The following is a 24,516-nucleotide window of genomic DNA, read 5'->3' as shown; positions in this document are numbered from 1 at the left end:
CCCCGTGTTCGATTCCCCGCACCGTCTCTGGTTAGCGACGCAGTATGGGTAAATACTGCCGGAACGGTGTCTGCGCGACCACCGCCAGCGGTCCATATACGTTGTTGGCCTCATTGAGCTCAAGGATGCGGCTGTAGGATGGATCGTAACAGTTGGCGCCGGGGCCTACACTCGACAGGTCGCAGGTGTCGACCTGCGCATAGAGCGCGTATGTACCTTCGCTGGGTGGCGTGAACTGGTATACGACAGTCGTCGACTGGCCCGGCGACAGATTGGCCGGCGCCATGATGCGGCGAGGTGCGGCGGTTGGCGCCGCCGTTTTGGCGTCGTCTCCAAGATCGGCGCGGCTGGTCGGCATGCGATTGATGTACAGATCGACCCAGAACCAGTCGGCAGCGACGCCGGTCCCGGCATTGGTTACGGTCAAGATGATGGTCACGGGGAAGCCCGCCACTGCCGGGCCTGCAGTTGCACCACTGATCTGCAGATCCGGGCCGGTCGTTTGCACCATGTCGATGTCACGCGCGAAATTGTCGGCCGGCGTGACATCTCCGACACCGGTCACGATGACGGTAGCCGTCAACCGCGTGCCTGTACTCAGCGTGACGGGCACCTGTACCACAATGGCGGCGGTTCCGGTCACACCTGGGCCGAGGTCGCCGAGTGCGAGCACATAGCCGGATGAGTCCACAGTCCACCCCGGCGCCGAGAGCAACGCGAGTGACGGCGGTAGTGTGGCCGTCAGCACCGACGTGCCTGCGGTGGCTCCGCCGTTGTTGCCGTAGCCAAATGAGTACGTGATCATCTGTCCGGGAAGAACGACGCCAACCCCATCGTCAAGCGTCACGCGCAAATTGGCATAGCTGACCACGTCGATGTCGGTGGCCGCATTGTCTGCCGGATGGCTGTCGTGGCCGTCGAAGCCAATGACGACCGTGTTGCTCACCCAGGCGCCACCGATCGCGCCCGAATCGACTTGCGCCGCGAAGGGCACGACTCCGCTTGCCCCGGCCGCCAGCGCGCCGACGCTGTACGTAAACACACCGCCCCCCGCCGGGTACCAGGTGCGTCCGATGCGCGTGAGGCCTGGCCCCAATGTGTCCGTCATTACGACATTCGTCACTACGTCGTTACCGGCATTCGTATAGTTGATGAGGTAGGTAATTAGCTGCCCGGCCGACACCTCATTCGCGCCGTCGCTCTTGCTGACCTGCAAATCCAGCACGCGCATCAAGTCGACATCGATCGCTGTGTTGTTGTTCGTGATGCGCTCATTGGTCGCCCGAATCGAGACGCTGTTGGTGTAGAAACCGGACGGTGCTGGCCCGGCAATTTGCAGGGCGATGGTGACGGCGGCGGTCTGGGTCGGTGGCAAATCCGGCATTATTCGCGTATAGACGCCTGCGACGGCTGACGGCTGCCACTCCGACGGGCCGACGAGAACGGTGTTTGCGGGCAGCGTTTCGGTTAGAACGATGCCGGTTGCGTCCAACGCGCCGACGTTCGTGTAATTGATCGTGTACGTTACCCCATCGCCGACGAGCGCAGTTGGTTGGCCATCGCTCTTGCTGACCTCCAAGTCCGGTTGCGGTCCCAGCGACGATACGACGCGTAAGGGAGCCGTGTCATCGGTCGGGGGAATCAGCACGTTGCTTGAGGTGGCGGTAACCCGGTTGTAGTAGGTTCCTGTCGCCGTTGAAATCCCCACGGTCGCGCGGAAAGAGATTGTCACCCGATTGGCGTCGCCGTTGAGTACGTTGCCGACATCCCATACAAGCGGGGTGGTCAACACCGGCGATGACCCAACGACCATTGACCCGTACTGGAAGCCGGCCGGCAGGGTGTCTGTGATGCGCACGTTGTTGATGGTGCCGCCGGACAGATTGACCAGCGTAATCGTGTAGATCGCTTGATCGCCGCTGAACAACGTATCAGGGCTCACAACCTTGTCGAGTCCAACGCCCGGTATGACCTGGACGGGCGCCTCCAGGTAGCCCATGACCGCCGTCAAGATAAAGCCGCTTGGGACCAGGCCTGTCATCACGCCTGTGCCGACGGCCGGCGCACTGTTCGACCAGGTATTGACATAGGTGCCAAAATCGGTGCTGGCGCGCACGTAAAAGCTGAGGATGTAGTCCTGGAAGCGGGGCACAACCAGGTTCTGCCATACCAGCGGCGACGTGCTGACGGGTTGCGCATCGGCCGGGCTGATCATCGAATCGAAACGCCACTTGGACGTTAGGCCAGGCAACGTCTCCGTGAAACGTTGGATCGTCACCGAATACGGAGTGTTGTTGTGGAACGAGACTTGATAGTAGAACTTGCCCAGCGGTGGGACCTGTGCCTGAATTGGCGGGTACGGATACGACGGTCCCGCGATCTTGTTTACCGTGATCACCGGCGGATGGATTTCAAGGTATTTCGATGTCTGAGGCATGCAGATCAGCGGGTTTGCCGGCACGCTTGCTTTCAAGTAGTTCCATGCCGGGACGGTTGCGACAACTTGGCTGGGTGGCGCCATGGCGATGAACTTGAGGACGAGGGCGCCGTTGGCCGGAATGGTTTGATTGTCCCATACAATCACCGGTGTGGTAATGACTGGCGCGCTGGTGCCCGCCAGCACACCGACAAACGTCCAGTTGACTGGAAGTGTTGGCAGCGTATCCGTAATTCGCACACCCGATATGGCGTTGGCGGTATTGTTATTCAGGGTAAGTGTGAACGTTGTGACATCGCCTGGAATCAAATCAATGCGGCTGGCGTCTTTGACCAGCGTGACCTGCGGCAGAATAAGAACGCTGGCCGCGGGAGATGCGTTGTACCAGAAGCCAGCCATATCGACCGGGCTTGTGATGCGCATGCCGAACGTGGCGACGTCTTGAGGCACATAGAACGGCAACGCGTCGCATGGAATGGTCGTGCTGACGACGTTGACCGCAAACGTCGAAGAATACGTATTCTGGTGGTTGGGCAGCAGTGTGAACGGCGCGCCAACGTGATCGGTGTATACGGGGCTGGTCCCGTAATAGAATCCGGCGGGCAGCGTATCTGTGAAGCCGTTCATGACAGCGGCGACGCCGCCGATATTGAATTCGGAGACGTAATAAGTGAGGCTGCCACCCAGCACCACGCTAGGTTGCAGGGCCTGTTTGTCGTAGCGGAACGAGCTGTCAATGTAAACGGGCGCGATTCCGATACGCGCGGGAATGAATGTGTCGCTACTGCTGGCGTAGATGACGTTTCCACAATAGACATAGAGCCTGCCGAACACGGTCGCGGTGAATACGACGGACCATGCCGAGTGCGGAGGAATCGAAATGCCGTCCCAGATCGCGGTGTCGCCGCCTGCCACGACCGGCGCGGTGCCGCTTACTATGCCACCCCACTGGAAATTACAGTTGGGCACGTTGTTGGGCAGCGTCTCGGTTACGCGCACATTGCTGACCGGCGTCGGCCCGGTATTGCTGAGCGACAGCGTGTAGGTCACCGGCAGCCCGTTGAGCTGCGTTGTCGGCGTCACGATCTTGTCGATCAGCACTTGCGCCTCGACGAACACGCGCATGCCGAAGTCGTGGTACCCGTCGTTTCGCGGAAGCGCCAGGCTGCCATACGACCCGCTGAGCGTATTGACGTATTCGCGGCGCACCTGGTTGGGGTCGATCGGCATGTTTGCCGGAACCCAGACGTGAAATGTGAACGAGTAGACATCCCAGCCCGCAATGGGTGGGGTATCCCAGACTGCGGAATTGGCGGTATATGTTACAAATGTCGGCGGATTGACGCCGGTGATCGGCACGAGATATTGAAAGGCGCGCGATGTGTCGCCGTTATACGTCGGCAGCGTATCGGTTACGCGGAGGCTGGCCGTGTGGGTAAAGGGGTTGTAGACAAACACAGTATACGTCAAGACGCGCGAATTGAACGTCGAGCTTACGGGAAACGATTGAACCGGCGGCGTTTCGGCGAATGACCGCTTCTCAAACACGTCGTCGATGACAAAGCTCGTGTCCTGGGAGCAGGCCACCACGTTGACGAGGGCGTCGGCCAGCGCCCCACATGAGAGCCAGGGGTTGCCGATAAATCCAGCCGGCGCTGTCGGGTGAATGCGCGCCGTGAGCGTCACGGTCGTAATGGCGCCGACCTGTAACAAGGGCAGTTGCCAGTAGGCCGTGTTGTTGGTTGGCGAATATACGCTGAGACTGGCTGGCGAAGCGCTGTAGAACTCCGTATGGGCCGGCATGACCTGGCTGATCACGACATTGGTTGCGTCAATCGCATCGCTGCGCGCTTTGTTTTCCAAGGTGTAGGTGAACGTGATCACGCGGCCGGCACGCGTGCCGTCAACCGGTTGGGGAGGCACAATGTTGGGAATCAACTGCAGAACCGGTCCCGCGACGATCGTATTCGCATTATCGCTGTTGGCCGTGCGGCCGGGAGTCGATGTCGTGATGTACGCGCTGTTGCCCAACACGGTAGGCGGATAGCGGTAATCGGGTTGGAGCGCCCGCGTGATGTACATGCCCATCTGGATTTGACCAGTCGCGCCCGGCGCGAGCGGGGACAGATCGAAGCGCATATAGCGCAACGGCGCAGTGACTAACGTCGCTGCGGTTACGCTCGCGCTGCCGAATGTCTGGTACGCGCCGTCATAGTCCTGCAATGTCCACGTATCGGTGATCGAGACGCCGTTCAGGGTGGCGCCGGAGTTGTTCGTGATCTGCAAGGTGTACGTAATCCGGCTGTCGGCGGGCGCTTTGCCTGGTCCGAGCTTGTTTATCTGCAGGTCGAAAACTTGAGGGCTGCCGTGGGCGCTTGGAATGGGTAGCGCAGGCCAGAGGCCAAGGCACAAAGGAAGCATGCCAATCAGAATGGCTATCGCGGACCGCGCGAATCGCGCCCCGGCTGTCCTCGTGGATTTCATGGTCGCCCCTTTGGTTGCCCGTCTGACGCTTTGGTCGCGATCGCGGCCCGCCATGCTGCCACGCGCTCGGCAACCGCCTGCTCGTACCCTTGGTCGCTCGGACGGTAGAACTGCGTGCCCACGATGGCGTTCGGCAAATAGCTCTGTGCCACGTGGTGATCCGGAAAGTTGTGCGGGTATTGGTAGCCCTGGCCGTGGCCCAGAGCCTTGCCGTCGCGACTGGCGTCCTGCAGATGCTGCGGCACCTGTGTCTCGCCATGCTGCTTGACGTGGGCTACCGCCTCATGGATCGCCAGTACGGAATTGCTCTTCGGTGCGGTGGCCAGATATAGCGCCGCTTCGGCCAAATTGAGTTGCGCCTCCGGCAGGCCGACAAACTGCAATGCCTGCGCTGCGGCGACGGCGACGACCAGCGCCATCGGATCGGCCAGCCCGACATCTTCCGAGGCGTGAATGACGAGGCGGCGCGCAATGAACTCGGGATCTTCGCCGGCGAAAAGCATCTTGGCAAGCCAGAATAGCGTGGCGTCCGGGTCGGAACCACGGATAGATTTGATGAACGCTGAGATCGTGTCGTAGTGTTCGTCGCCCGATTTGTCGTATCGGATCGAGCGCCCCTGAATCGATTCCTGCGCCGCCGCCAGATTGATATGCGTCACGCCTTGCGCATCGGGCGCGGTCGATTCGATTGCCAGCTCAAGCGCATTGAGCGCGGTTCGCGCGTCGCCGCCGGCCACGAACGCCAGGTGTTCGAGCGCCTCGTCATCGATTGCCACGGCGCGCCCGCCGTAGCCGCGTTCGGAGTCCGCAAGCGCGCGGTGCAGCAGCATCAGCGTCTCCGGGCTGCCGAGCGGCTTGAGCTGGAAGATGCGCGAGCGGGAGAGCAGCGGCCCGACCAGTTCGAAATACGGGTTTTCGGTCGTGGCGCCGATCAGAATCAGCGTGCCGTTTTCGACGTGCGGTAGTAGCGCATCCTGCTGTCCCTTGTTGAAGCGGTGAATCTCGTCCACGAGCAGGATGGTGCGCTGGCGGTGCATGCGCAGGCGCTCGCGCGACTCGCCGACGACCCGCCGTATGTCGGCGACGCCCGCCAGCACGGCGTTGAGGATTTCGAAATGCGATCGCGAAGAATTGGCGATCACCATCGCCAGCGTCGTCTTGCCGGTGCCTGGCGGGCCCCAGAGGATTAGCGAAGAGAACAAGCGATCCGCCTCGACCGCGCGCCGCAGCAGGCGGCCGGGACCGATAATGTGGTCCTGACCGATGATGTCGTCTAACGCGCGCGGACGCATGCGCGCGGCCAGCGGGGCGTCCGACTTCATCTGCTCGTCGGCGGCCTGGTCGAACAGATCGGGGGTCGATGCGGGTTTGCGGGTTGGCATGTGCACCCTGTCGCCTGCGCGAGGCGGCAATCCTTGTGCCGATTATAGTCGAGTTTGTTTTGGCAATCAAGCAAAAATCGCTATGATAGGCGCATGACCATTTTCGAACCGACTGAGCCAGTAGCGTTTTCCGAGTGGCAGGCCAGCCTGCCGCCGGAGTACCCCGACAGCACACTGCTTGAACGTATCCGCGAGCGCAATCGCGGCGGCGCCAAGGTCGTGGTGCTGGATGACGACCCCACCGGGCCGCAAGCGATCAGTGATGTATATGTGCTCACGGATTGGAGCGTCGATGCGTTGCAGCGGGAGCTGGCGGAGCCTCGCCCGCTGTTCTTCATCCTGGCGAACACACGCGCTATGCCCGAGGATCGTGCGGTCGCACTTCACCGCGAGATTGCTGGAAACCTCAGGGTGGCTGCCGAAGCGGTCGGCTGCCGCTACGCGCTGGTTTCACGCAGCGATTCGACGCTGCGCGGACATTATCCGGCGGAAGTCGACGCGCTGGGCGACTGCGACGGCACAATCATCGCGCCGTTCTTCCTTGAAGGTGGGCGCTATACCTATGGCGATGTGCAATGGGTGCGCGAGGGCGACCATCTCTTGCCCGCCGCCGTGACCCCATATGCGCGCGACCTGGCGTTTGGCTATCAGCACTCCAATATGCGAAACTGGGTCGAAGAGAAGTGGGACGGCCGGATGCGGGCCGACGACGTGCAGTCGATATCGCTGGAACTGATTCGGCGTGGAGGACCGGATGCGGTAGCCGCGTCGCTTCTGTCGTCGCGTAGGCAAACAACTATCGTCAACGCCGCCAGCTATCGCGACATGGAAGTATTTGTCGCCGGACTGATGAGCGCGGAGGCCGCCGGATGGCGATTTGTCTGCCGAACAGCGGCCTCGTTCGTCCGCGTGCGGGCCGGGCAGGGCAATCCGCCAATCGCCGCCGGCTTGAGCAAACGTCCGGGAGGTGGGCTGGTCATCGTTGGATCGCATGTGCCAAAGAGTTCCGCACAGTTGAACGTGCTCATGCGCGCTTTGCCTGTTGACAGCATCGAACTATCTGTGCCGGAAATCGCTCAGGGGCGGGCGGCCAGGGAGACGGAGCGCGCTGGCGCATTGATTGCGCATTCCATTCGTCAAGGACGCACGGCCGTGCTCTATACTACCCGCACCGTCGAAACTCGTTCGGCGACAGACAGTCTGGAGTTGGGCGCCAACATTACGCAAACCGTTGTAAACATAGTACGAAGTTTATCAAGTGAACCAGCCTATCTGATCGTGAAGGGCGGGTGGACCGCGAGTGTGATCGGCACCCAGGCGCTCGGCGCGAAGCGAGCTTACGCGCCGGCTCCGATCCTTCCGGGCGTCCCAATGTGGCTGCTGGGGGACGAAACGCGATTTCCGGGCATGCCCTACGTCATATTTCCGGGCAATGTTGGTAGCGATGATGCGCTTCTAACCGTCGTTCAACGTCTACAAACTGCGTGACGAATTATTGACTTGGCAATTCGACTTTGACAGCCGGACACATGCAACTATAATCACTTGAACTCAGGCCAATCACAGGTAACGACTTCATGACCGCCAAAATGACCAGTGCGCAGATCCGGCGCGCGTTTCTGGACTACTTCACGCAACAGGGACACAGCGAGGTGGCTTCGTCATCGCTCGTCCCATCTGATCCCACCTTGCTTTTCACGAATGCCGGCATGGTGCAGTTCAAGGATGCCTTTCTGGGTCTCGAAAAGCGCGCTTACGAGCGAGCGACGACGTCCCAGAAGTGCATGCGCGTCAGCGGAAAGCACAACGACCTCGAAAATGTCGGTCCGTCGCCGCGTCATCACACATTTTTCGAGATGCTTGGCAACTTCTCGCTGGGCGACTACTTTAAACGCGACGCCATCAAGTTTGCCTATGAGTTGCTGACGAAAGTCTACGGCCTGCCGCCCGAGCGGCTGGCGTTCACGGTCTTTCACAACGATGAGGAAGCGTACAGGATCTGGGTTGACGAGGTTGGCGTCGATCCGCGCCGGGTGGCGCGCATGGGGCCAAAAACCAATTTCTGGCAGATGGCCGACACGGGACCGTGCGGCCCGACGTCCGAAGTTCACTGGGACCGAAACCCGGAAGCGGGCATCGAAGGTGTTATCCCGGCTTTGCAGGCCGAGACCGACCGGTTCCTGGAGTTGTGGAACCTGGTATTCATGCAGTACAACCGGACGCAGCCGGACGAAAGGCACACCGGCCAGTTCGATGAGCCGTTGCCCAGGCCCGGAGTTGACACGGGCATGGGGCTGGAGCGCCTCGCGGCCGTGGTGCAGGGCGTAGCCAGTAATTATGAGAGCGACCTGTTCACCCCGATCATGGACGCGATTCAGGAAGACCTGCGCCATGATGACGCCACACGCGCGAAGAACATGGTCGCGTACCGCGTGATTGCCGATCACGGCCGCGCGATGACGTTCTTGCTGTCGGACGGTGTGCTGCCGGGCAACGAGGGCCGCGCATACGTCCTGCGCATGGTGATGCGGCGCGCGATGCGATTTGGCAAGAAGATGGGCGTGCAGCGCCCGTTCCTGGGCGACGTGGCACGCGCGGTGATCGCTCACATGGGCGCGCATTATGCCGACCTGCAGGAAAAGCAAGAGTTCATCATCAAGGCCATTGCTCAGGAGGAAGAGCGCTTCCAGGCCGCGTTAGACAAGGGTTTGGCCATCCTTGAGGGCATTTTCGCCGAGACGCAGCGGCGCGACAGCGCCGTAATAGATGGGGCCGACGTGTTCCTGCTGTGGGATACCTATGGCTTCCCGATTGACCTGACGCGCGATGTGGCGCAGGAGCGCGGATTCACGCTCGATGACGACGGCTTCCGCTGTGCCATGGATGAACAGCGCAAACAATCGCAGGCAGCCGGCCGCTTCAAGATGGGCGATCAGGCGGATGCGTACCGCGCCTTCGGGTTTGACGAGACAAAGTTCGTTGGCTACGAAACACTGTCGGCTGGTGCGCTGGTCGTGGCAATCGTCCGCGACGGCGCGATCGTGCCGGATGCGCGCGCCGGCGACCAGGTGCAGGTTCTGCTGGATCGCACGCCGTTCTACGGGGAATCGGGCGGGCAGGTGGGCGACAGCGGTCTGATCGAGAGTGCCCAGGTGCGCGCCACGGTCAGCGACACGCAGAAGCCGGTGCCAGGCGTCTACGCGCACCACGTGCGGGTGGACTCAGGATTGCTGCGGACCGGCGACACGGTGCGTGCACGCGTGGACGAGGCGCGCCGCTATGATACGATGCGCAATCACACGGCCACGCACCTCCTGCACCGCGCGCTGCACGAGATTCTGGGGCATCATGCCACACAGCGCGGCTCGCTCGTGGCGCCCGATCACCTGCGTTTTGACTTCAATCATCTGGCGGCGGTGACGCGCGATGAACTCGAACAGATTGAGGCGCGCGTCAACGAGGTGATACTACGGGACCTGCCGGTCCACTGGTATGTGACCTCCAAGGAAGACGCGACGCGGCAGGGGGCGATGGCGCTTTTTGGCGAAAAATACGGCGATGAGGTGCGCGTTGTCTGTGTCGCCGACTGGGGCGACCGCGAGCGCTGTTACTCGCGCGAACTGTGCGGCGGCACCCATCTCAAGTCGACCGGCGAGATCGGCGCGTTCATTCTGCTTGGTGAAAGCTCGGTCGGGGCCGGCCTGCGGCGCATTGAGGCGACCACCGGTCGCGGCGCGCGCCGCTATGCACGCGAACGGATCGACATGCTGGGGGCCATAGCGATGCAGCTCGAAACGACGACCGATGCGGTGCCGACCAAGATCGATGCACTGCGCGCCGAACGCGACGCGCTGCGCCGCGAATTGCAGGCGCTGCAACGAGCCCATGCCAAAGCCGGGCTTGAAGAGCTGCTGGCTGGCGTTCAGACCGTGGGGGATGTCAAGGTGATTGCCGCCCCGGTAAACGCCGCCAGTGTGGACGTGCTGCGCGAGATGAGCGACTGGCTGCGCGACAAACTGGGCTCGGGCATCGTGGCGCTGGGGGCGGTGGTTGACGATAAACCGCTGATAATCGCGTCGGTCACGCCGGACCTGATCGCGCGCGGCGCGCACGCCGGGAATATCGTCAAGCAGGCGGCTCAACGCATTGGCGGCAGCGGCGGCGGCCGTCCGAATATGGCGCAGGCCGGCGGGAAAGACGCCGGCCGGTTAGGCGAAGCGATGGCGTCCGTTCCAGCGTTCGTCGCCCAGAGCATGAAGAAATAGCCGCGGGGCAACCGCGCGAGCAACCAACGAATGTCCCGTACTGACATGGCCGACGACAACAAAGAGCAGGTCATTCATCTGGACCCGGACGATCAGATCGGTTCGATCCGCGATAAGATCATCTGGGCGGATGCGCCGCGCGTGGTGCTGGTGGTGCCGTACCGCAACCGCGCCATGCGCGATAAGATGAATCTCAAGCTCGTGCAGCGCACGGCGGTCGACGAAGCCGTCAGCGTGGCACTGGTGGCCTTCCATCAGGATACGGCCAAGCTTGCGCGGGAGATCGGCCTGCCGGTCTTCTGGACGAAGCGCGGCCTGCCCGGCATGCACAACTGGGGCGCCGCCGCTGCGCCCGAGTTTGTACCGGGCGACATCGATGGCGATCTCAAGGTCATTGCGCCCACGGAGCCGCGCGTCAGCCGCGCCTATCGCATTGCCGGCGCGGTGATTCTGGCCGTGCTCGTGGTGCTCATCGCGGCCACGTCCGCACTGCTCATGCCGTCTGCGAAGATAACGCTGTATCCCGTCAGCGAGTCGGCCAGCGTCAAGACAGCGATCACGGCCAGCGCCACACAGAAGACGGTCAACACGCTGCTCGGGCAGATTCCGGCGCGTATCCAGGAAATCCAGCTTGGCGGCTCCGAGAAGGTTGTGCCCGCGAACAAGAAAGACGTGCCTGACGCCAGGGCGACCGGAATCGTGGTCTTCACGAGCAAGAGCGACCAGGCGATCAAGATCCCAAAAGGCAGCATAGTTTCCACATCATCCGGCGTGCCGATCCGTTTCTCGACGCAGACCGACGCCGAACTGGCGCCGCGCGGGCGGGCCGAAGTGACGGTGCAGGCTGTCGAAGCCGGGCCGGGCGGCAATGTGGCCCGCTTTACGATCAATACGGCGGAAGGCCCGTTTGCGCTGGCGGTCAACGTAGTCAACTCGAACAATATGGCCGGCGGCAGCGTCAAGCGCGTGCCGGTTGTGGCGGAGTCGGACAAGCAGCGCGCGGCCGTTCTGCTTGTTCAGCGCCTGCGCCAGGAAGCGTTGACAAGTTTCCGAGGGATGCTGAAAGAGGGCGAGTTCGTGGCGCCCGAATCGGTCAGCGTCACGCTTGATTTCCCCACGTTTGATTTTCTGGTTGACGAGCCCGCCGACAGCTTGATGATTTCAGCCAACGCGGTGGGGCGCGCGTTGATCGTCAATGGCGCTGACGCGAATATCGTCGCGCTTGAACGGCTGAAGACGGCAGTGCGCAATGGCTTCGAGTTGCTGCCGGACACAATTCAATTTGTGCCCGGCGAGTTGACCGGCACGACGGCCGATAGTGTGCGCTTCGATCTGACGGCCAAAGGGCAGATGGCGACGGCCATCGACCGCGGCGTTGTGGCGAACGAGGTGCGCGGCATGGGCGCGGCCGATGCAGCGGCCCGGCTCAGCAAGCGGTTGGCGATGCGCCGTGAACCGATGATTGAGCTCCGATCCGATGTCCTAAATATGGGACGCCTGCCGTTCTTTGCGTTCCGGGTGCAGGTCGAGGTGGCCCCGTAAAGCCGCAAGTCCATGCGAATCATGGCTATTGATCTGGGTGAGAAGCGGGTTGGCGTGGCGCTGAGCGATGAAGGGCAGTCGCTCGCCACGCCCTACGGCATCCTGACGCGCACGTCTTTTGAATTGCTGCTGGCGCAACTGGCCGATGTGGTGGCGCGCCAACACGTGGAGTCCGTCGTTATCGGTTATCCGCGCAGCCTGAACGGCCATGTCGGACCGCAAGCCCGCCTGGTGGAGGACGAAGCCCAACGCATTCAGACCCATCTGCGCCTGCCAATGACTTTGTGGGATGAGCGATTGACCACCGTCCGCAGCGAGCAGATGCTGGTCGAGCGCGGCGGCCGGTACCGCCACGCACGCAAGCGACCGCACGTGGACGCCATGGTGGCCGCGATCATATTGCAGGAGTACCTCGATGCGCGCCGGGCGGTGGTCGAAGACCCGTTCTTCGAATAGGCCTGCTGAGCCAAAGGATTGCGGATGGAGAAACGCAAATCGTTTCGCGCCAAAGTGGATGCCGAGCACAAACCAAGATACTCCCCGATTCGTTTCCTCATATTTGTACTGGCGATCGCCGTATGCGGCGGCGCAGGTTACTTCGCCTTCACCAGCTTGCTGAGCGTCGAGGGCGGCGAAATCCCGGGCATTGATCTGACGCGCATCACATCGTTTGACCAACTGGCTGTGGACATCTATCTGCGTGTGCGGCAGTCGGACGTGGAGTGGCGATCGCCGGGAACGGGCGATGTCGCATTCGCCGTGCAGGCGGGCGACAATCCGGCCACGATCGGGACGCGCCTTCAGAAGCTCGGACTGGTGCAGGACGTCGACTTGTTCCGGCAAGTGGCTAAGGCGCGGGCGGTTGAGAAGTCGCTTGAGGTCGGCGACTACACGCTTCAGCGCGGCATGTCGATGGATGAAATCCTGGTTGCGCTGCAACATGGGGTGACGCGCCCGAACACGATTGTTATTACCGAGGGCCGCCGGGTCGAAGAGGTGGCGCAACTGCTGGAGCGACAGAGTGTAGTGAAGGCGGCGGATTTTGTGGCGGCGGCCAAGGCCGGGACATTCGGTATTCCGGCGCTCAAGGATCGTCCATCCGGCTCATCACTTGAAGGGTTCTTGTTCCCTGATACCTACCAGATTCCTCGTGACGCCACGGCGGCGCAATTGGTTGGCATTATGCTGGCAAACTTCGACCGCAAAGTGCCTGCGGATGTGTGGAGTAAGTCGAGCGATTTGAAGCTGTCACCCTACCAGTTGCTGATTGTCGCTTCGATTGTGGAGCGCGAGGCGGTTAAAGCCGACGAGCGCCCGGTCATCGCCAGCGTGTACCTCAACCGCGTCAAGAAGGGCATGCGGCTGGAAGCGGACCCGACGGTGCAGTACGCCATGGGCTATCAGCCGGACAAGGGCACCTGGTGGAAGACGCCGGTGCAGCTTGAGGAGTACAGCAAGGTGACGGGGCCGTACAACACCTACCTGCGCGACGGCCTGCCGCCGACGCCGATCTGCAGTCCCGGACTGGGAGCGATTCGGGCCGCATTTGAGCCGGCCAAGACCGAATACCTGTTCTTCCTGGCACGCGGCGATGGCTCGCATGTCTTCGCCAGGACATTCGAGGAGCATCAGGCCAACATTGCGAAGTATCAGCGCTAGGCTGGCTTCCGGGGTTGCGATCGCCGTCGTGTATTGCGCATGCGCGTGCGCGCCGCTGCTGGCGGTCACGCCGCGCATTGCGAAGCTGGGTTTGGTGGCCCCATTTGAAGGGCGCAACCGCGCCATCGGCTACGATGCGCTCTATGCCGCCAGGCTGGCGATTCGGGATGATCGCGGTCGCCAGTCGACAACGCGCATAGAACTGCTGGCGCTGGACAGTGGTGCGAATTCTGACGCGCTGCACCGGCAGGCGCGCGCGCTGGCCGTCGATCCTGATGTGCTCTTCGTGATCGTTGTGATCGCGCCGGAAGACGAAACCCTCGCTCGCGCTGCCTACACCGTGCTAAGCCCACCCGTGCGGTACGTTAGAGTGGCGGCGACTGCGCCCGCGACGGACGATGCGTTTGCGCGGCGTTACGCCGAGATTTCGGGCGGCGCACCGCCCGGCGTCGTGGCCGCCGCCGTATATGAGGCCGCCACCACAGTCTTGTCGCCGTCGACGGTCGTGCGCTAACACCACGGTTCGGTTGCCGGACGAGAGACCGATTGCCATGCGAATCCTTGAACTGGCCTGGGAGTATCCGCCGCATGTGATTGGCGGCATTGGCAGCCACATCACGGCGCTTGTGCCCGCGCTGCGCGATCTCGGCGCCGCCGTTACCGTCGTAACGCCGCTGCTGGCGGGCGGTGCGGCGCACGAGCAGTTGCCCGGGCTGACCATTCATCGCGTAGCGGTTGGCGGCGCTCCCGAAGACTGGTATGCGCGAGTCATGTATGTCAATGATCTGCTGTCCAGGGCCGCCGAGGCGCTGGAGAGTGGGTCATTCCCGTTCGACATTATTCACGCGCATGACTGGCTGGTCGGAGCCGCAGCCGCGCGCCTCAAGCACCGCTTTCGCGTTCCGCTGCTCGCAACGGTCCACGCGACGGAGCGCGGCCGCAACAACGGAAGCGTTCAGGGCGGGTTGTCGCTGGCGATCAGCCGCGCCGAATGGCAGCTAACCTTTGAGGCGTGGCGGGTGGACACGGTCAGTCGGTCGATGGCGACCGAGCTGGCCGCGTTTTTCTCGCTGCCCGCCGACAAGATCGACGTTGTGCCGAACGGCGTGGACACCAGTCCGTACGATGCGCTAGAAGCCGAGGCTATGTCCGCGTTTCGTGCGCGCCATGTGGCCGAAACCGAGAAACTGGTATTCAGCATCGGGCGCATGGTCTATGAGAAGGGTGCGCACGTGCTCGTCGAAGCGACTCCTGCGGTGCTGGCACGTGTTCCACACACCAAGCTCGTACTGGCCGGAAAAGGCAGCATGTTGGACGTATTACGCGCGCGCGCCGACGCGCTCGGCATCGCCGCCAACTGCTCTTTCATGGGCTATATCGACGACGCCGAGCGCGACGCGATGTTCAAGGTCGCCGACTGCGCGGTGTTCCCCTCGCTATACGAGCCGTTTGGAATCGTCGCGCTGGAGGCGATGGCGGCGCGTTGCCCCGTGGTGGCATCGGCGGTCGGCGGCCTGGCGGAAGTTGTCCGGCCGGGCGAAACCGGGCTGTCCGTGCCGCCGATGTCGATTGGCGCGCTCGCCGACGCGATTGCGATAACGCTCGAAGATCCGGCCGCCGCTCAGTTGCGCGCCGAACGTGCCTACGCGGATGTGCGCCAGCACTATAGCTGGCGGTCGATTGCCGAACAGAAGCTGGCGATCATGCAGCGCATTTGCGCCGAGCGGGCTGTCGCCAACTGGTAAGCGCGTCAGCGGATGATCCGATGCACATGTGGCGGACGGGCCACGGGCGCACCGGACCAGGCATAGGCGCTCAGCAGGGCGGCCTGCGCAGCGTCAGCGCGGCTGGCGTCGTTCGCGTGAACGGAAAAGAGCGGCTCACTTTCCTTCGCTCGGTCACCAACTTTCTTGTGCAGCACAACCCCCACCGCCAGATCAATTGAATCGCTCTTGCGGGCGCGCCCGGCGCCCAGATGCATGGCACTCGTTCCGACCGCCAGTGCATCCAGACCGGCGACATAGCCATCGCGCGGCGCAGGAATCGTGACGTGCAGTGACGCCAGCGGCAGACGCGCCTGACCGTCGAGAAAGCTCGTGTCGCCGCCCTGAGCCGCGATCCAACTGCGAAATTTTGCGAGTGCCCGGCCATCATGGATGACCTGCCGCGCTTTTGCGATCGCCTCGTCGGGCGAGGCGGCGTGGCCGGTCAACTGGAGCATCTCCGCCGCGACCGCTTCGCAGTGAGCGCAGAAGTCCTCACCCGCCTCGATTTCAAGCGCACCCTGAGTGAATTTGCGACCCGGCATCAGCGCGGCGACGGCCTCCATCACTTCCAAGGCGTTACCTACGGTTGTTCCCAACGGCTGATTCATATCGGCGATCAGCGCGCTGACCTTGCGCCCGACGCTGTCGCCGATGTCCACCATCGTGCGCGCCAGCGCAACGGCATCCGCTTCGGTCTGCATGAACGCGCCGCGCCCGACCTTGACGTCAAGCACAATGGCATCGGCGCCGGCGGCGATCTTCTTACTCATGATCGAACTGGCAATCAGCGGCATCGACGCCACGGTGGCTGTGACGTCGCGCAACGCATAGAGCCGGCCGTCGGCCGGGGCCAGGTCGTGAGTCTGCCCGGCCAGCACCAACCCGATGTCGGCCAGTTGCCGCTTGAACTGTGTCTGGTCGATATCGATGCAGAAACCGGGAATGCTTTCGAGCTTGTCCAGCGTGCCGCCTGTGTGCCCGAGTCCCCGCCCGCTCATCTTGCCGACCGGCACACCGCACGATGCGACAATCGGCAAGACGGTTAGCGTGGTCTTGTCTCCCACGCCGCCGGTGGAGTGTTTGTCGGCGATGAGCGGCGGGACGCCCCCGGAAACGGCCAGACTGGCTTTGACGTCCGACAGGTCAAGCACTTGCCCGGAACGGGCCATCGCCAGCGTGAGCTCGGCCGTTTCGGCGCTGGTCATGCCGCGCAGATAGACGGCCATCAGCCAGGCGGATACCTGGTAATCGGGTATATCCCCGCGCGTGAAGCCGTCTACGAGGAACTCGATCTCTGATGCGGACAACTCCTGTCCGTCGCGTTTGCGGGCAATTAGATCAACGGCGCGCATGCCTGTCTGCCTTTCATTCGGCTCAATGTCGTCCTCACAGCGAGTATAGCACGGTCTGCGCGTCGATTCAACGCCTGGTCGCGCCGATCAGCAATTCTCATTTTGGAGTCGGCTGCCAATGTGCCCCCTCATCCCCAGCCCCTTCTCCCCCGCGCGCGCGGGGGAGCAGGGGAAAAGCTAACGGGGAGGTGCGCGGCGGCTGCGCCGCCGCGCACCTCCCCTAAGAATCTCGCCCCCTCCCACGAAGTTGGGAGGGGGTCGGGGGGAGGGCAGCGCCACTTTTTCGGCGGGCCAGCTTGCGTGACAAGCGCCTGAGAGCCAGCGCATCGCAAGCGGCATTGGAAAGTACCCGTACAAAGCCAAATTGAGAATTGCTGCGCGCCGATGCTATACTACCCAGCATGTCTGCTCAACTGATTGTCATCGGTGGTGGGCTGGCCGGCGCGGAGGCGGCGTGGCAGGCGGCCGAACGCGGCGTGAAGGTCGCGCTTTACGAGATGCGGCCAGTGCGCATGACGGCGGCGCACGCCAGTGACCGGCTGGCCGAGCTCGTCTGTTCCAACTCGCTCGGCGCAACCGGCACTGGCAAGGCGGGTGGCGTGCTGAAGGAAGAACTGCGCCGGCTGCGCTCGTTCGTGATGGAGTGCGCGGCCGCCACGGCGGTGTCGGCGGGCGATGCGCTGGCGGTCGACCGCGACCGCTTCTCCGAACTGGTCACGCAGCGCGTCAGCGCGCACCCGAACATCGAGCTGCGGCGCGAAGAGGTCATCCATGTGCCGGACGCACCTACGATCATCGCCAGCGGCCCGCTGACGTCCGAGGCGCTGACGGCCGACATCACGCGGCTGTGCGGCGGCCAGTACCTGTACTTCTACGACGCCATGTGCCCGATCGTGGCACACGACACAATTGACATGTCGATCGCGTGGCGCGCTTCGCGCTGGGGGCGGGACGCGGCCGGTGGCGAGACGACGGATGGGCCCGCGGGCGACTACATAAACTGCCCGCTGTCAAAGGATGAGTACGAGGTGTTCATCGACGCACTGATCGGCGCCGAGACGATCACGCTCAAAGCGTTCGAGCGCGACGACCCACGGTTCTTTGAGGGCTGCCTGCCAATCGAGATCATGGCGAAGCGTGGACGCGAGACGCTGGCGTTCGGCCCGATGCGGCCGATCGGCCTGCGCGACCCGCGCACCGGGCAGCGGCCGCATGCCGTCGTGCAGCTACGCAAGGATAACACTGCGGGCACGCTCTACAATATCGTTGGCTTTCAGACCAACCTGACTTATGGCGAGCAGAAGCGCGTGCTGCGCATGATCCCGGGGCTTGGGCAGTGCGAGGTTATGCGCTACGGGCAGATGCACCGCAACACCTTCATCAACGCGCCGGCTTTGCTGCACCCGACCATGCAGTTTCGGCAACGCGACGACCTCCTGTTTGCGGGGCAGATCACCGGCGTGGAGGGCTACGTGGGCAACATCGGCAGTGGGCTCGTGGCCGGCATCAATGCGGCGCGCCTGTTGCGCGGCGATTCGCCGCTGACGCTGCCGCCGGAAACGATGCTCGGCGCGCTGTGCCACTATGTCTGCTCGGCGGCCGGCGACGACTTCCAGCCGATGAAGGCAAACTACGGTATCATGCCGATGTTGGTGCCGGAGGTTCGACAGAAGAAAGCGCGCTATGCGGCCTTCAGCGAGCGGGCACTAAAGGCGCTTGATGCCGTGCTGCCGCTGTGGCTCGTCTGAGTCATTATCGCGTAGGCTGATCTACTATCCAATTCAAACCACAAAATTATCCAAAAGAAGAAAGCGCCTCGACCGCCGCAAGCCGTGGCATCGACGGGTACGCACCTAGGACTGTAACTGACAAGGCGGCGGCTCGATTGGCAAGGCTGGCGGCTGCGAGCAGCGGTTGCCCTAGCGCCAGCGCATACGCCAATGCCCCGCAGAACGCGTCACCGGCACCAGTTGTATCGACTACCGACACACGATAGGGGCGCAGTCTAACGCGTACTTCTGGCGACGCCACGTACGCGCCCTGATCGCCGAGCGTGATGATCACCTGTCGAGCGCCAAGCGCAAAGAGTCGCTCGCAGACTGCAATACACGCATCCCCGGAGTCCGGCATGATGCCGGTCATCGACCGCGCTTCCCACTCGTTTGGCACGATTACGTCTGACAGGGCGATCAATTCACCCATGACCTCTGCAGCCGGCGCGGGATTAAGCACCACCACCGTTCCCGCCTGCCGGGCAATCTGCGCCGCGCGCAACGACGCCGCCTGCGGAACCTCGAGTTGCAGCAGCAGCACATCGGCCGAGGCAATTGTACCGGCAGCCATCTCCACATCAGCCGGAGTGAGAGCCATATTCGCGCGCGGCACGACCACGATACTGTTGTCCCCATCGGCACCGATAACCGGCAAGCCAACACCCGTCCCAGTGGACGAGTCGCACAGCACGTGGTGCGCATCGACCCCATCCACACGCAGAGCGTTCAGGAACTCATCACCGAAATAGTCCGTTCCCACGCGCCCGGTCATCGCCACACGTACGCCCAACCGTGCGGCGGCAATGGCCTGATTGAAGCCCTTGCCGCCCGGGAACATTCCGAACTCGGTGCCGAACACGGTTTCGCCAGGCGCCGGGCGGCGCGCCGTGCGCACCACCAGATCCATGTTGAAGCTGCCCACAACAGCCACGGCCGGAAGCGTGCCTTTCATGAACGCACCGTCCTGCGCGCCAGGCGGATTTGCTGTCGAACCGCACCCTCATCAAAGCGACGCCGCTCGTCATCTGTCTCAACTCGCAACGACGAGATGGACGTCGGTCGCCCGTCGTCGCCAAGCGCCACGTAAACGCAGAACGCGGTGTTGGTATGCGTCAGCGCGCCGGTCAGGATGTTCTCCGCCTGCACGCGCACGCCGACCTCCACCGACGTGTGCCCGACCCAGTTGACCGAGGCATCCAGGCGCAGCAGATCGCCGACGTGCACTGGCGAGATGAACGTCATCGAGTCGATCACCACCGTGACCACCGGGCGCTGCGCGTGCCGGGCCGCTGCAATTGCGCCAGCCTCATCGACCAGCTTCATGATCACACCGCCATGCACGTTGCCATATAGATTGGCGTCCGTTGGCCCCATGACCAGCGCCAGCGAAACTTGCGAGTCCTTGACTCGCCTGACATCGTCGCTCATCGCGTCGCCTCCGTCTGAAGCGAGTCCAACGGCGTGATCGTGGCCATCCCATAACAGCCATCCGGTCCAACGCCAAACGACGCTCCGCTGACAATGTGCTTAGCACGCACATAGCCAAGCCCAATTGCTCCTGGCTGTCCCGGTAGGGCAGCGCAACTGGTCAACCGGCCGACTTCTTCTCCATCAACAAGCGGCAGCGGCAGATCCATTGCAGGCACGGTATCAAGGTGTACGCACACAAGTGCCTGCTTCAGCTTCTGGTAGTTCTCCACGCGCGCAATCACTTCCTGGCCGGTATAGCAACCTTTGGAAAAGCTGACGGCATCCCGCAGCCCGGCTTCCAACGGGTTGACATCATCGCCCAGTTCTGCACCGGCAGCGGGAATGCCCGCCTCGATTCGCAACATTTCCAGCGCTCGGCTGCCGATCGGTAGTACACCCATCTCGGCGCCGGCCGCCATCACGGTATCCCAGAGCGCCGGACCGGAAGCCCCCGACGCGATGAGATCGAAACCCCCGCCAGCTAACTGAGGGTGAGCCATCAACGTGACCGCACTACCGCTGATGGTAATCTCCCGCGTGTGCCAAGCCGACAGATCGGAATGCGCACCCGCGCCAAGCTGCGCCAGAAGCGCGCTGGCCTGCGGTCCCACCAGCATGAATTGGCAGGTGTGATCCGTTACATCGGATACCTTGACTTTGTCGCGAAAGAAGATGTTGCGACGGAACCAATCGCCGACTATGCGGCGGTTTGGCAGGCTGGTCAATACGAGCGCCTTCTCAGCCTGCATGCACACCGTCAGCAAGTCGACAATACGACCTTCAGGGGTGGTCAGGACCGTTTGCAGACCGGCCCCGTCCGGGCAGTTCCGCATGTCATTGGTCGACATGCGCTGCAAGAACTCGACGCGGTCGGCGCCGCTGACTTCGATGCGGCCTGCCAGCGAGCGATCTGCCAGTACAGCCGCCGCGTGCGCCGTGCGGTATTCTCGATCCGCGCCGGCAGCGTATTCGACGATACCGTCATCCGGCGCGGTCGCATATAAGGCGCCCAGCGCTTCGTGCCTGGTCTTCAACATACCGCACTCCTCTGCACGGACTTGGCGATAGAAAAACGCAAGGCTACTCCAGCGCGGGAGTAGCCTTACATTGGTGGAGATGGCGGGAATCGAACCCGCGTCCGAAGAGTTCGATCGCAGATGCCTACAAGCGTAGTCGGACTTGCTGATCTCGCCCTGCGGCTCTCATCCGACCGAGCGCGCGCAGAAGCCAGCCGGTGTTTCCCGAAGGAAACGCTTAACCATCGCTACCGGTGTTGCGACGGAGCACCCAACAGATTGTGTCGCCTCGGCCCATCGCCCGCAGGGACGGCCATGGGGAAGCGCGCTCCCCGAAGGGAACGGACGCCTACTCTAGCAGCAATTACGCGGCGAGAGGAAGCGCGGCAAGACGGTTAGTCTTAGCACTTGATTGTTTGCACCGGATTTGCGAGGGGGTGCCCCTCGGCTTGCCACCTTTGACCAGCCCTCCCCGTCGAAACCATGCATCCCCGGGTCAGGCGATCCGCATCGCTGCGAACCATATTTATTATAGCACAGGTTAGCCGGGCATTAATTCTAGTTCACGTCCGTGTCGACCGGCTGCAGCGCCTCCGGCAGCGTGACAACGAATTCCGATCCCTGACCGGGCGCGCTCACGACGCTGATTGTTCCACCAAGCCTTTCGATCAACCGCTTGCTAATCACCAGGCCAAGCCCGGTGCCGCCCGCGCGACGGGTCATCCACTGTTCGCCCTGGGCAAATGGCACGAACAGGCGAGCGCGCTGCTCGTCGGTCATGCCGACGCCGGTATCCTTGATACGAAAACGCCATTGAGCACCGACTCGGTCGCTGCGCGAGACCAGTACCTGAATCCGGCCCGCCTCGGTGAACTTGACCGCGTTCTCGATCAGTTTGCCAATGATCTGTCGAAGTTTGGTACGGTCGGTACACATAAGCCCCAGATTCGGCTCGCACAGGCACTCGATCCCTGTCCCTTTCATATGAGCCCGGGCAGCATGCTCGCTGATCACGCTTTCCACCAAATCGCACGGATCGACTTGACTGACCACAATTGGTCGTGGATCAGACTCCAGCCGCGAGTAGTCGAGTACTGCCGTGACCGTCTCCAACTGCTGTTCTGCGGACCGTCGTATGTGTGCCAGACCTTGCCGCATGACGTCAAGCGTGTCGACAGACGAAATGTCCATGTCGGTCAGCGTCTCGACGAAGCCCAGTATGACGGCCAACGGCGTCCGCAGTTCGTGGCTGACGGTAGCCAGGAAGGCGCTCTTGGCCCGGTTAGCGGCCTCCGCCGCATCACGGGCCTGGCTGAGCTGCTCGGCCAGTTCCTTCTGGGCGTCGTACATTTGCGCGTTCTGCACCGCCAGCGCAATCTGGGCCGTGGCCGCGAGCATGAACTCCTGCTCGGCGCTCCCGAAATGGCTGGCCGACGGGTGCATCAGGGTAAGGACGCCAAGCAGCCGGGGACCGCGCAGGATCGGCATCGCCAGCGCCGAGCGGACCTCATAGGGTTGTCCGGGCGTGCTGAGCCAGCGCGCATCCTGCAGGGTGTCGGATACCAGCGCAGGCTCCCGCTGGCGGGCGACCCAACCGGCAAGTCCGTCGGCCATCACCTCTTTGACGACCGTCTGTATCTGCATGGTGCCGGAGCGGCCCTGAGCCAGAATGCTGTGAGTGACCTCACCGCGCTCGTCCACCAGGAACAAGCTTCCGCTGGCCGCGCCAGTGAGTGAAGCCGCGATACGCAGTGTATGTTGCAGCGTTTCGGCCAACACCGACAATTCACCGGTGGCGTGGGCGACCCGGTAGAGATTCTCGAACAAGCGCTTCTGGCGGCGCAGTTCTTCCTGCGCCAGCCGTCGCTCGGTAATGTCTCGGGCAATGCCCTGAAGTCCCTGTGATCGATTACGATCGATCATGGGTTGGATCGTGTGCCCGAGCCATACGGTGCGTCCATCTTTGGCCGTGCTGGGCAGTTCGATGGTTGTCGGCAGCGCCCTGCCAGACAGTTGCCGGCGCATGCCGTACTTCGCGACGCGCCGATGGGTGGGTCGTACGAAGTCCGTGAGCGTGCGACCGATCACATCGGATGGCTCAAACCCGATGACCCGCGTGACGGCGTCGTTGCAGAACGTGACGCGCCCATCGGCGTCGGTCTCATAGATGATTTCGCCCGCGCGATCGACCACCTCGCGGTAGCGGCGCTCGCTCAGTTGAAGCGCGTCTTCGGCGGCGCGTTGTTCGCTGATATCTTTCGCGGCTCCCGTGTAGCCGGTCACCCGATCCGACAACTCGTCATAGCGCGGCCGCGCGTAGTCGCGCAACCACTTCACGGCGCCGTCTTTGGTTACGATACGATACTCGCTGGCGTCGGTGTGTCCTTGTTGCAGGCGGCTAAGCCTTTGCAGCCAGGCCGGACGATCGTCAGGGTGTACGATGGAAAGCCAGCCGCCATGCGCGGACAACTCGGCTGGCGTGTACCCGGTCAACGGCGATAGCTCGGTGGCCCAATCGAGAAGCAGCAGCCCGGGGTCAGACACGGTAACGCTATAGATGTAATCCGACGCCAGGCTGGACGTCTCCCGGTAGCGTTCTTCGCTGACGCGCCGCGCCGACTCGCTGTGCCGCAGGACATTCAGGGCGGCGGTCAATTCCGTGGTCCGCGCCGCGGCGAGTTTTTGCGCTGCGGCCGAGCGCTTGAACGCGTCAATCTGGATAGCCCGCAGCAGCAACGAAAAGACCGTGGCCGCCAGTTGCAGGATAGTCATGTGCAGCCAGAGTGGCGACAGTCCGATGACGATGACGCCAAGCAGCCAAAGCGCCTCAATGGCAATGAGCGCCGCAACATAGATGCGCTTCGACAGGGCGACAGCGCCCAGGCCGAGCACCATCATCGCGAATGAGGTCGACTGCAGCGGATCCCGCATGACGAGCATCTGCGCGCACGCCAGAAACAAAGGAGGCGCGATCATTGAGGCGACGAGCACGGACGGCCGCCGCCAAGCGGTGCTGCGCCCGGCGGCCCAGGCGCTTGCGGCCAACGCTCCGGCTGCCACCAGCGCCAGAACAGACAGTACGACCGATTGCGGAGGAGGCAGCACCAGCCAATTCAAGACGGCAATGGCCGCGCATAGCGCCGCCAGTCCCCATGCGAATGGCCGCAGGCCGCTGCGAGACAATCCCTCGGTCAGTTGTTGATCCGTGATTTCCATAACTGAGCGTGTTCCATTAGACTCTATTCAAAATAAGGTATCCTACTATGCATGTTGAGTTACGAGACGCTCAAAAGGAACCCTAAAGATTTTCTGACACTGACCGGGCTAACGCGTCGCGAGTTTGATGAACTCGTGGTTGTTTTTGCGTTGTG

General features: G+C 62.7%; 15 protein-coding genes and 1 other RNA gene. 8 read left to right on the top strand and 8 right to left on the bottom strand.

Annotated elements, in window-relative coordinates; genetic code table 11:
• Positions 1-31: 31 nt before the first annotated feature.
• Together HZB53_17235 and HZB53_17230 are read right to left on the bottom strand one after the other, a co-directional pair.
• Entirely contained in the window at positions 32-4,723 is a 4,692-nt protein-coding gene (locus HZB53_17235) for a DUF11 domain-containing protein (protein ID MBI5879394.1), read from the bottom strand.
• Positions 4,724-4,917: 194 nt separating this feature from the next.
• Positions 4,918-6,303 carry an AAA family ATPase gene (locus HZB53_17230; GenBank protein MBI5879393.1) on the bottom strand — a complete coding sequence of 462 codons (1,386 nt, stop codon included), beginning with the start codon at positions 6,301-6,303 and terminating at the stop codon, positions 4,918-4,920.
• Between the two features lie 93 nt (positions 6,304-6,396).
• Between HZB53_17230 and HZB53_17225 the strand changes: the two genes are divergently transcribed.
• The 7 genes from HZB53_17225 to HZB53_17195 all read left to right on the top strand — a co-directional run bounded on the left by HZB53_17225 (position 6,397) and on the right by HZB53_17195 (position 15,514).
• Positions 6,397-7,791: a hypothetical protein gene (locus HZB53_17225; GenBank protein MBI5879392.1), complete on the top strand. Its 1,395-nt coding sequence runs from the start codon at positions 6,397-6,399 to the stop codon at positions 7,789-7,791.
• Positions 7,792-7,892: 101 nt separating this feature from the next.
• Complete coding sequence (gene alaS / locus HZB53_17220; protein MBI5879391.1) at positions 7,893-10,568, top strand: alanine--tRNA ligase; 2,676 nt, start codon at positions 7,893-7,895, stop codon at positions 10,566-10,568.
• Positions 10,569-10,598: 30 nt separating this feature from the next.
• The gene (locus HZB53_17215; GenBank protein MBI5879390.1) at positions 10,599-12,110 is read left to right on the top strand and encodes a baseplate J/gp47 family protein; all 1,512 of its coding nucleotides are present in this window, start codon (positions 10,599-10,601) and stop codon (positions 12,108-12,110) included.
• Positions 12,111-12,131: 21 nt separating this feature from the next.
• A complete protein-coding gene (gene ruvX, locus HZB53_17210) occupies positions 12,132-12,566 on the top strand; it encodes a Holliday junction resolvase RuvX (protein ID MBI5879389.1) in 435 nt (144 codons plus the stop codon).
• A 24-nt stretch (positions 12,567-12,590) separates the two neighbouring features.
• Complete coding sequence (gene mltG, locus HZB53_17205) at positions 12,591-13,769, top strand: endolytic transglycosylase MltG (protein ID MBI5879388.1); 1,179 nt, start codon at positions 12,591-12,593, stop codon at positions 13,767-13,769.
• Positions 13,750-14,283: a hypothetical protein gene (locus HZB53_17200; protein MBI5879387.1), complete on the top strand. Its 534-nt coding sequence runs from the start codon at positions 13,750-13,752 to the stop codon at positions 14,281-14,283. Before mltG ends, HZB53_17200 begins: the two co-directional genes overlap by 20 nt.
• Before the next feature lie 37 nt (positions 14,284-14,320).
• Complete coding sequence (locus HZB53_17195) at positions 14,321-15,514, top strand: glycosyltransferase family 4 protein (protein ID MBI5879386.1); 1,194 nt, start codon at positions 14,321-14,323, stop codon at positions 15,512-15,514.
• 5 nt (positions 15,515-15,519) lie between these two features.
• On the opposite strand, the gene HZB53_17190 is transcribed toward HZB53_17195, so the two are convergent.
• Positions 15,520-16,887, bottom strand: a complete 1,368-nt coding sequence (locus HZB53_17190; protein MBI5879385.1) for a thymidine phosphorylase — start codon at positions 16,885-16,887, stop codon at positions 15,520-15,522.
• Positions 16,888-17,288: 401 nt separating this feature from the next.
• Between HZB53_17190 and trmFO the strand changes: the two genes are divergently transcribed.
• Entirely contained in the window at positions 17,289-18,635 is a 1,347-nt protein-coding gene (gene trmFO / locus HZB53_17185; protein ID MBI5879384.1) for a methylenetetrahydrofolate--tRNA-(uracil(54)-C(5))-methyltransferase (FADH(2)-oxidizing) TrmFO, read from the top strand.
• 46 nt (positions 18,636-18,681) lie between these two features.
• Here the strand turns inward: trmFO and rbsK are convergent, their stop codons facing one another.
• From rbsK to HZB53_17160, 5 genes are all read right to left on the bottom strand, one after another.
• Complete coding sequence (rbsK, locus tag HZB53_17180; protein ID MBI5879383.1) at positions 18,682-19,611, bottom strand: ribokinase; 930 nt, start codon at positions 19,609-19,611, stop codon at positions 18,682-18,684.
• Complete coding sequence (locus tag HZB53_17175) at positions 19,608-20,087, bottom strand: acyl-CoA thioesterase (protein MBI5879382.1); 480 nt, start codon at positions 20,085-20,087, stop codon at positions 19,608-19,610. The genes rbsK and HZB53_17175 overlap by 4 nt, the downstream gene beginning before the upstream one ends.
• A complete protein-coding gene (locus tag HZB53_17170) occupies positions 20,084-21,166 on the bottom strand; it encodes an aminomethyl transferase family protein (GenBank protein MBI5879381.1) in 1,083 nt (360 codons plus the stop codon). Before HZB53_17170 ends, HZB53_17175 begins: the two co-directional genes overlap by 4 nt.
• A 71-nt stretch (positions 21,167-21,237) precedes the next feature.
• Positions 21,238-21,638: a transfer-messenger RNA gene (ssrA, locus tag HZB53_17165) on the bottom strand.
• Between the two features lie 65 nt (positions 21,639-21,703).
• Positions 21,704-24,040 carry a PAS domain S-box protein gene (locus HZB53_17160; protein MBI5879380.1) on the bottom strand — a complete coding sequence of 779 codons (2,337 nt, stop codon included), beginning with the start codon at positions 24,038-24,040 and terminating at the stop codon, positions 21,704-21,706.
• Positions 24,041-24,516: the final 476 nt, after the last annotated feature.

It is taken from the genome of Chloroflexota bacterium (assembly GCA_016235055.1).
GTDB lineage: Bacteria > Chloroflexota > Anaerolineae > JACRMK01 > JACRMK01 > JACRMK01.
The sequence above is the reverse complement of the archived record's forward strand: the minus strand, read 5'-3'. Positions and strand labels throughout refer to the sequence as shown.

Coding starts and splice junctions, on each gene's coding strand:
- HZB53_17230 (MBI5879393.1), bottom strand. CDS start 6,303: ATGCCAACCCGCAAACCCGCATCGACCCCCGATCTGTTCGACCAGGCC.
- HZB53_17225 (MBI5879392.1), top strand. CDS start 6,397: ATGACCATTTTCGAACCGACTGAGCCAGTAGCGTTTTCCGAGTGGCAG.
- alaS (MBI5879391.1), top strand. CDS start 7,893: ATGACCAGTGCGCAGATCCGGCGCGCGTTTCTGGACTACTTCACGCAA.
- HZB53_17215 (MBI5879390.1), top strand. CDS start 10,599: ATGTCCCGTACTGACATGGCCGACGACAACAAAGAGCAGGTCATTCAT.
- ruvX (MBI5879389.1), top strand. CDS start 12,132: ATGGCTATTGATCTGGGTGAGAAGCGGGTTGGCGTGGCGCTGAGCGAT.
- mltG (MBI5879388.1), top strand. CDS start 12,591: ATGGAGAAACGCAAATCGTTTCGCGCCAAAGTGGATGCCGAGCACAAA.
- HZB53_17195 (MBI5879386.1), top strand. CDS start 14,321: ATGCGAATCCTTGAACTGGCCTGGGAGTATCCGCCGCATGTGATTGGC.
- HZB53_17190 (MBI5879385.1), bottom strand. CDS start 16,887: ATGCGCGCCGTTGATCTAATTGCCCGCAAACGCGACGGACAGGAGTTG.
- trmFO (MBI5879384.1), top strand. CDS start 17,289: ATGTCTGCTCAACTGATTGTCATCGGTGGTGGGCTGGCCGGCGCGGAG.
- rbsK (MBI5879383.1), bottom strand. CDS start 19,611: ATGAAAGGCACGCTTCCGGCCGTGGCTGTTGTGGGCAGCTTCAACATG.
- HZB53_17175 (MBI5879382.1), bottom strand. CDS start 20,087: ATGAGCGACGATGTCAGGCGAGTCAAGGACTCGCAAGTTTCGCTGGCG.
- HZB53_17170 (MBI5879381.1), bottom strand. CDS start 21,166: ATGTTGAAGACCAGGCACGAAGCGCTGGGCGCCTTATATGCGACCGCG.
- HZB53_17160 (MBI5879380.1), bottom strand. CDS start 24,040: ATGGTGCTCGGCCTGGGCGCTGTCGCCCTGTCGAAGCGCATCTATGTT.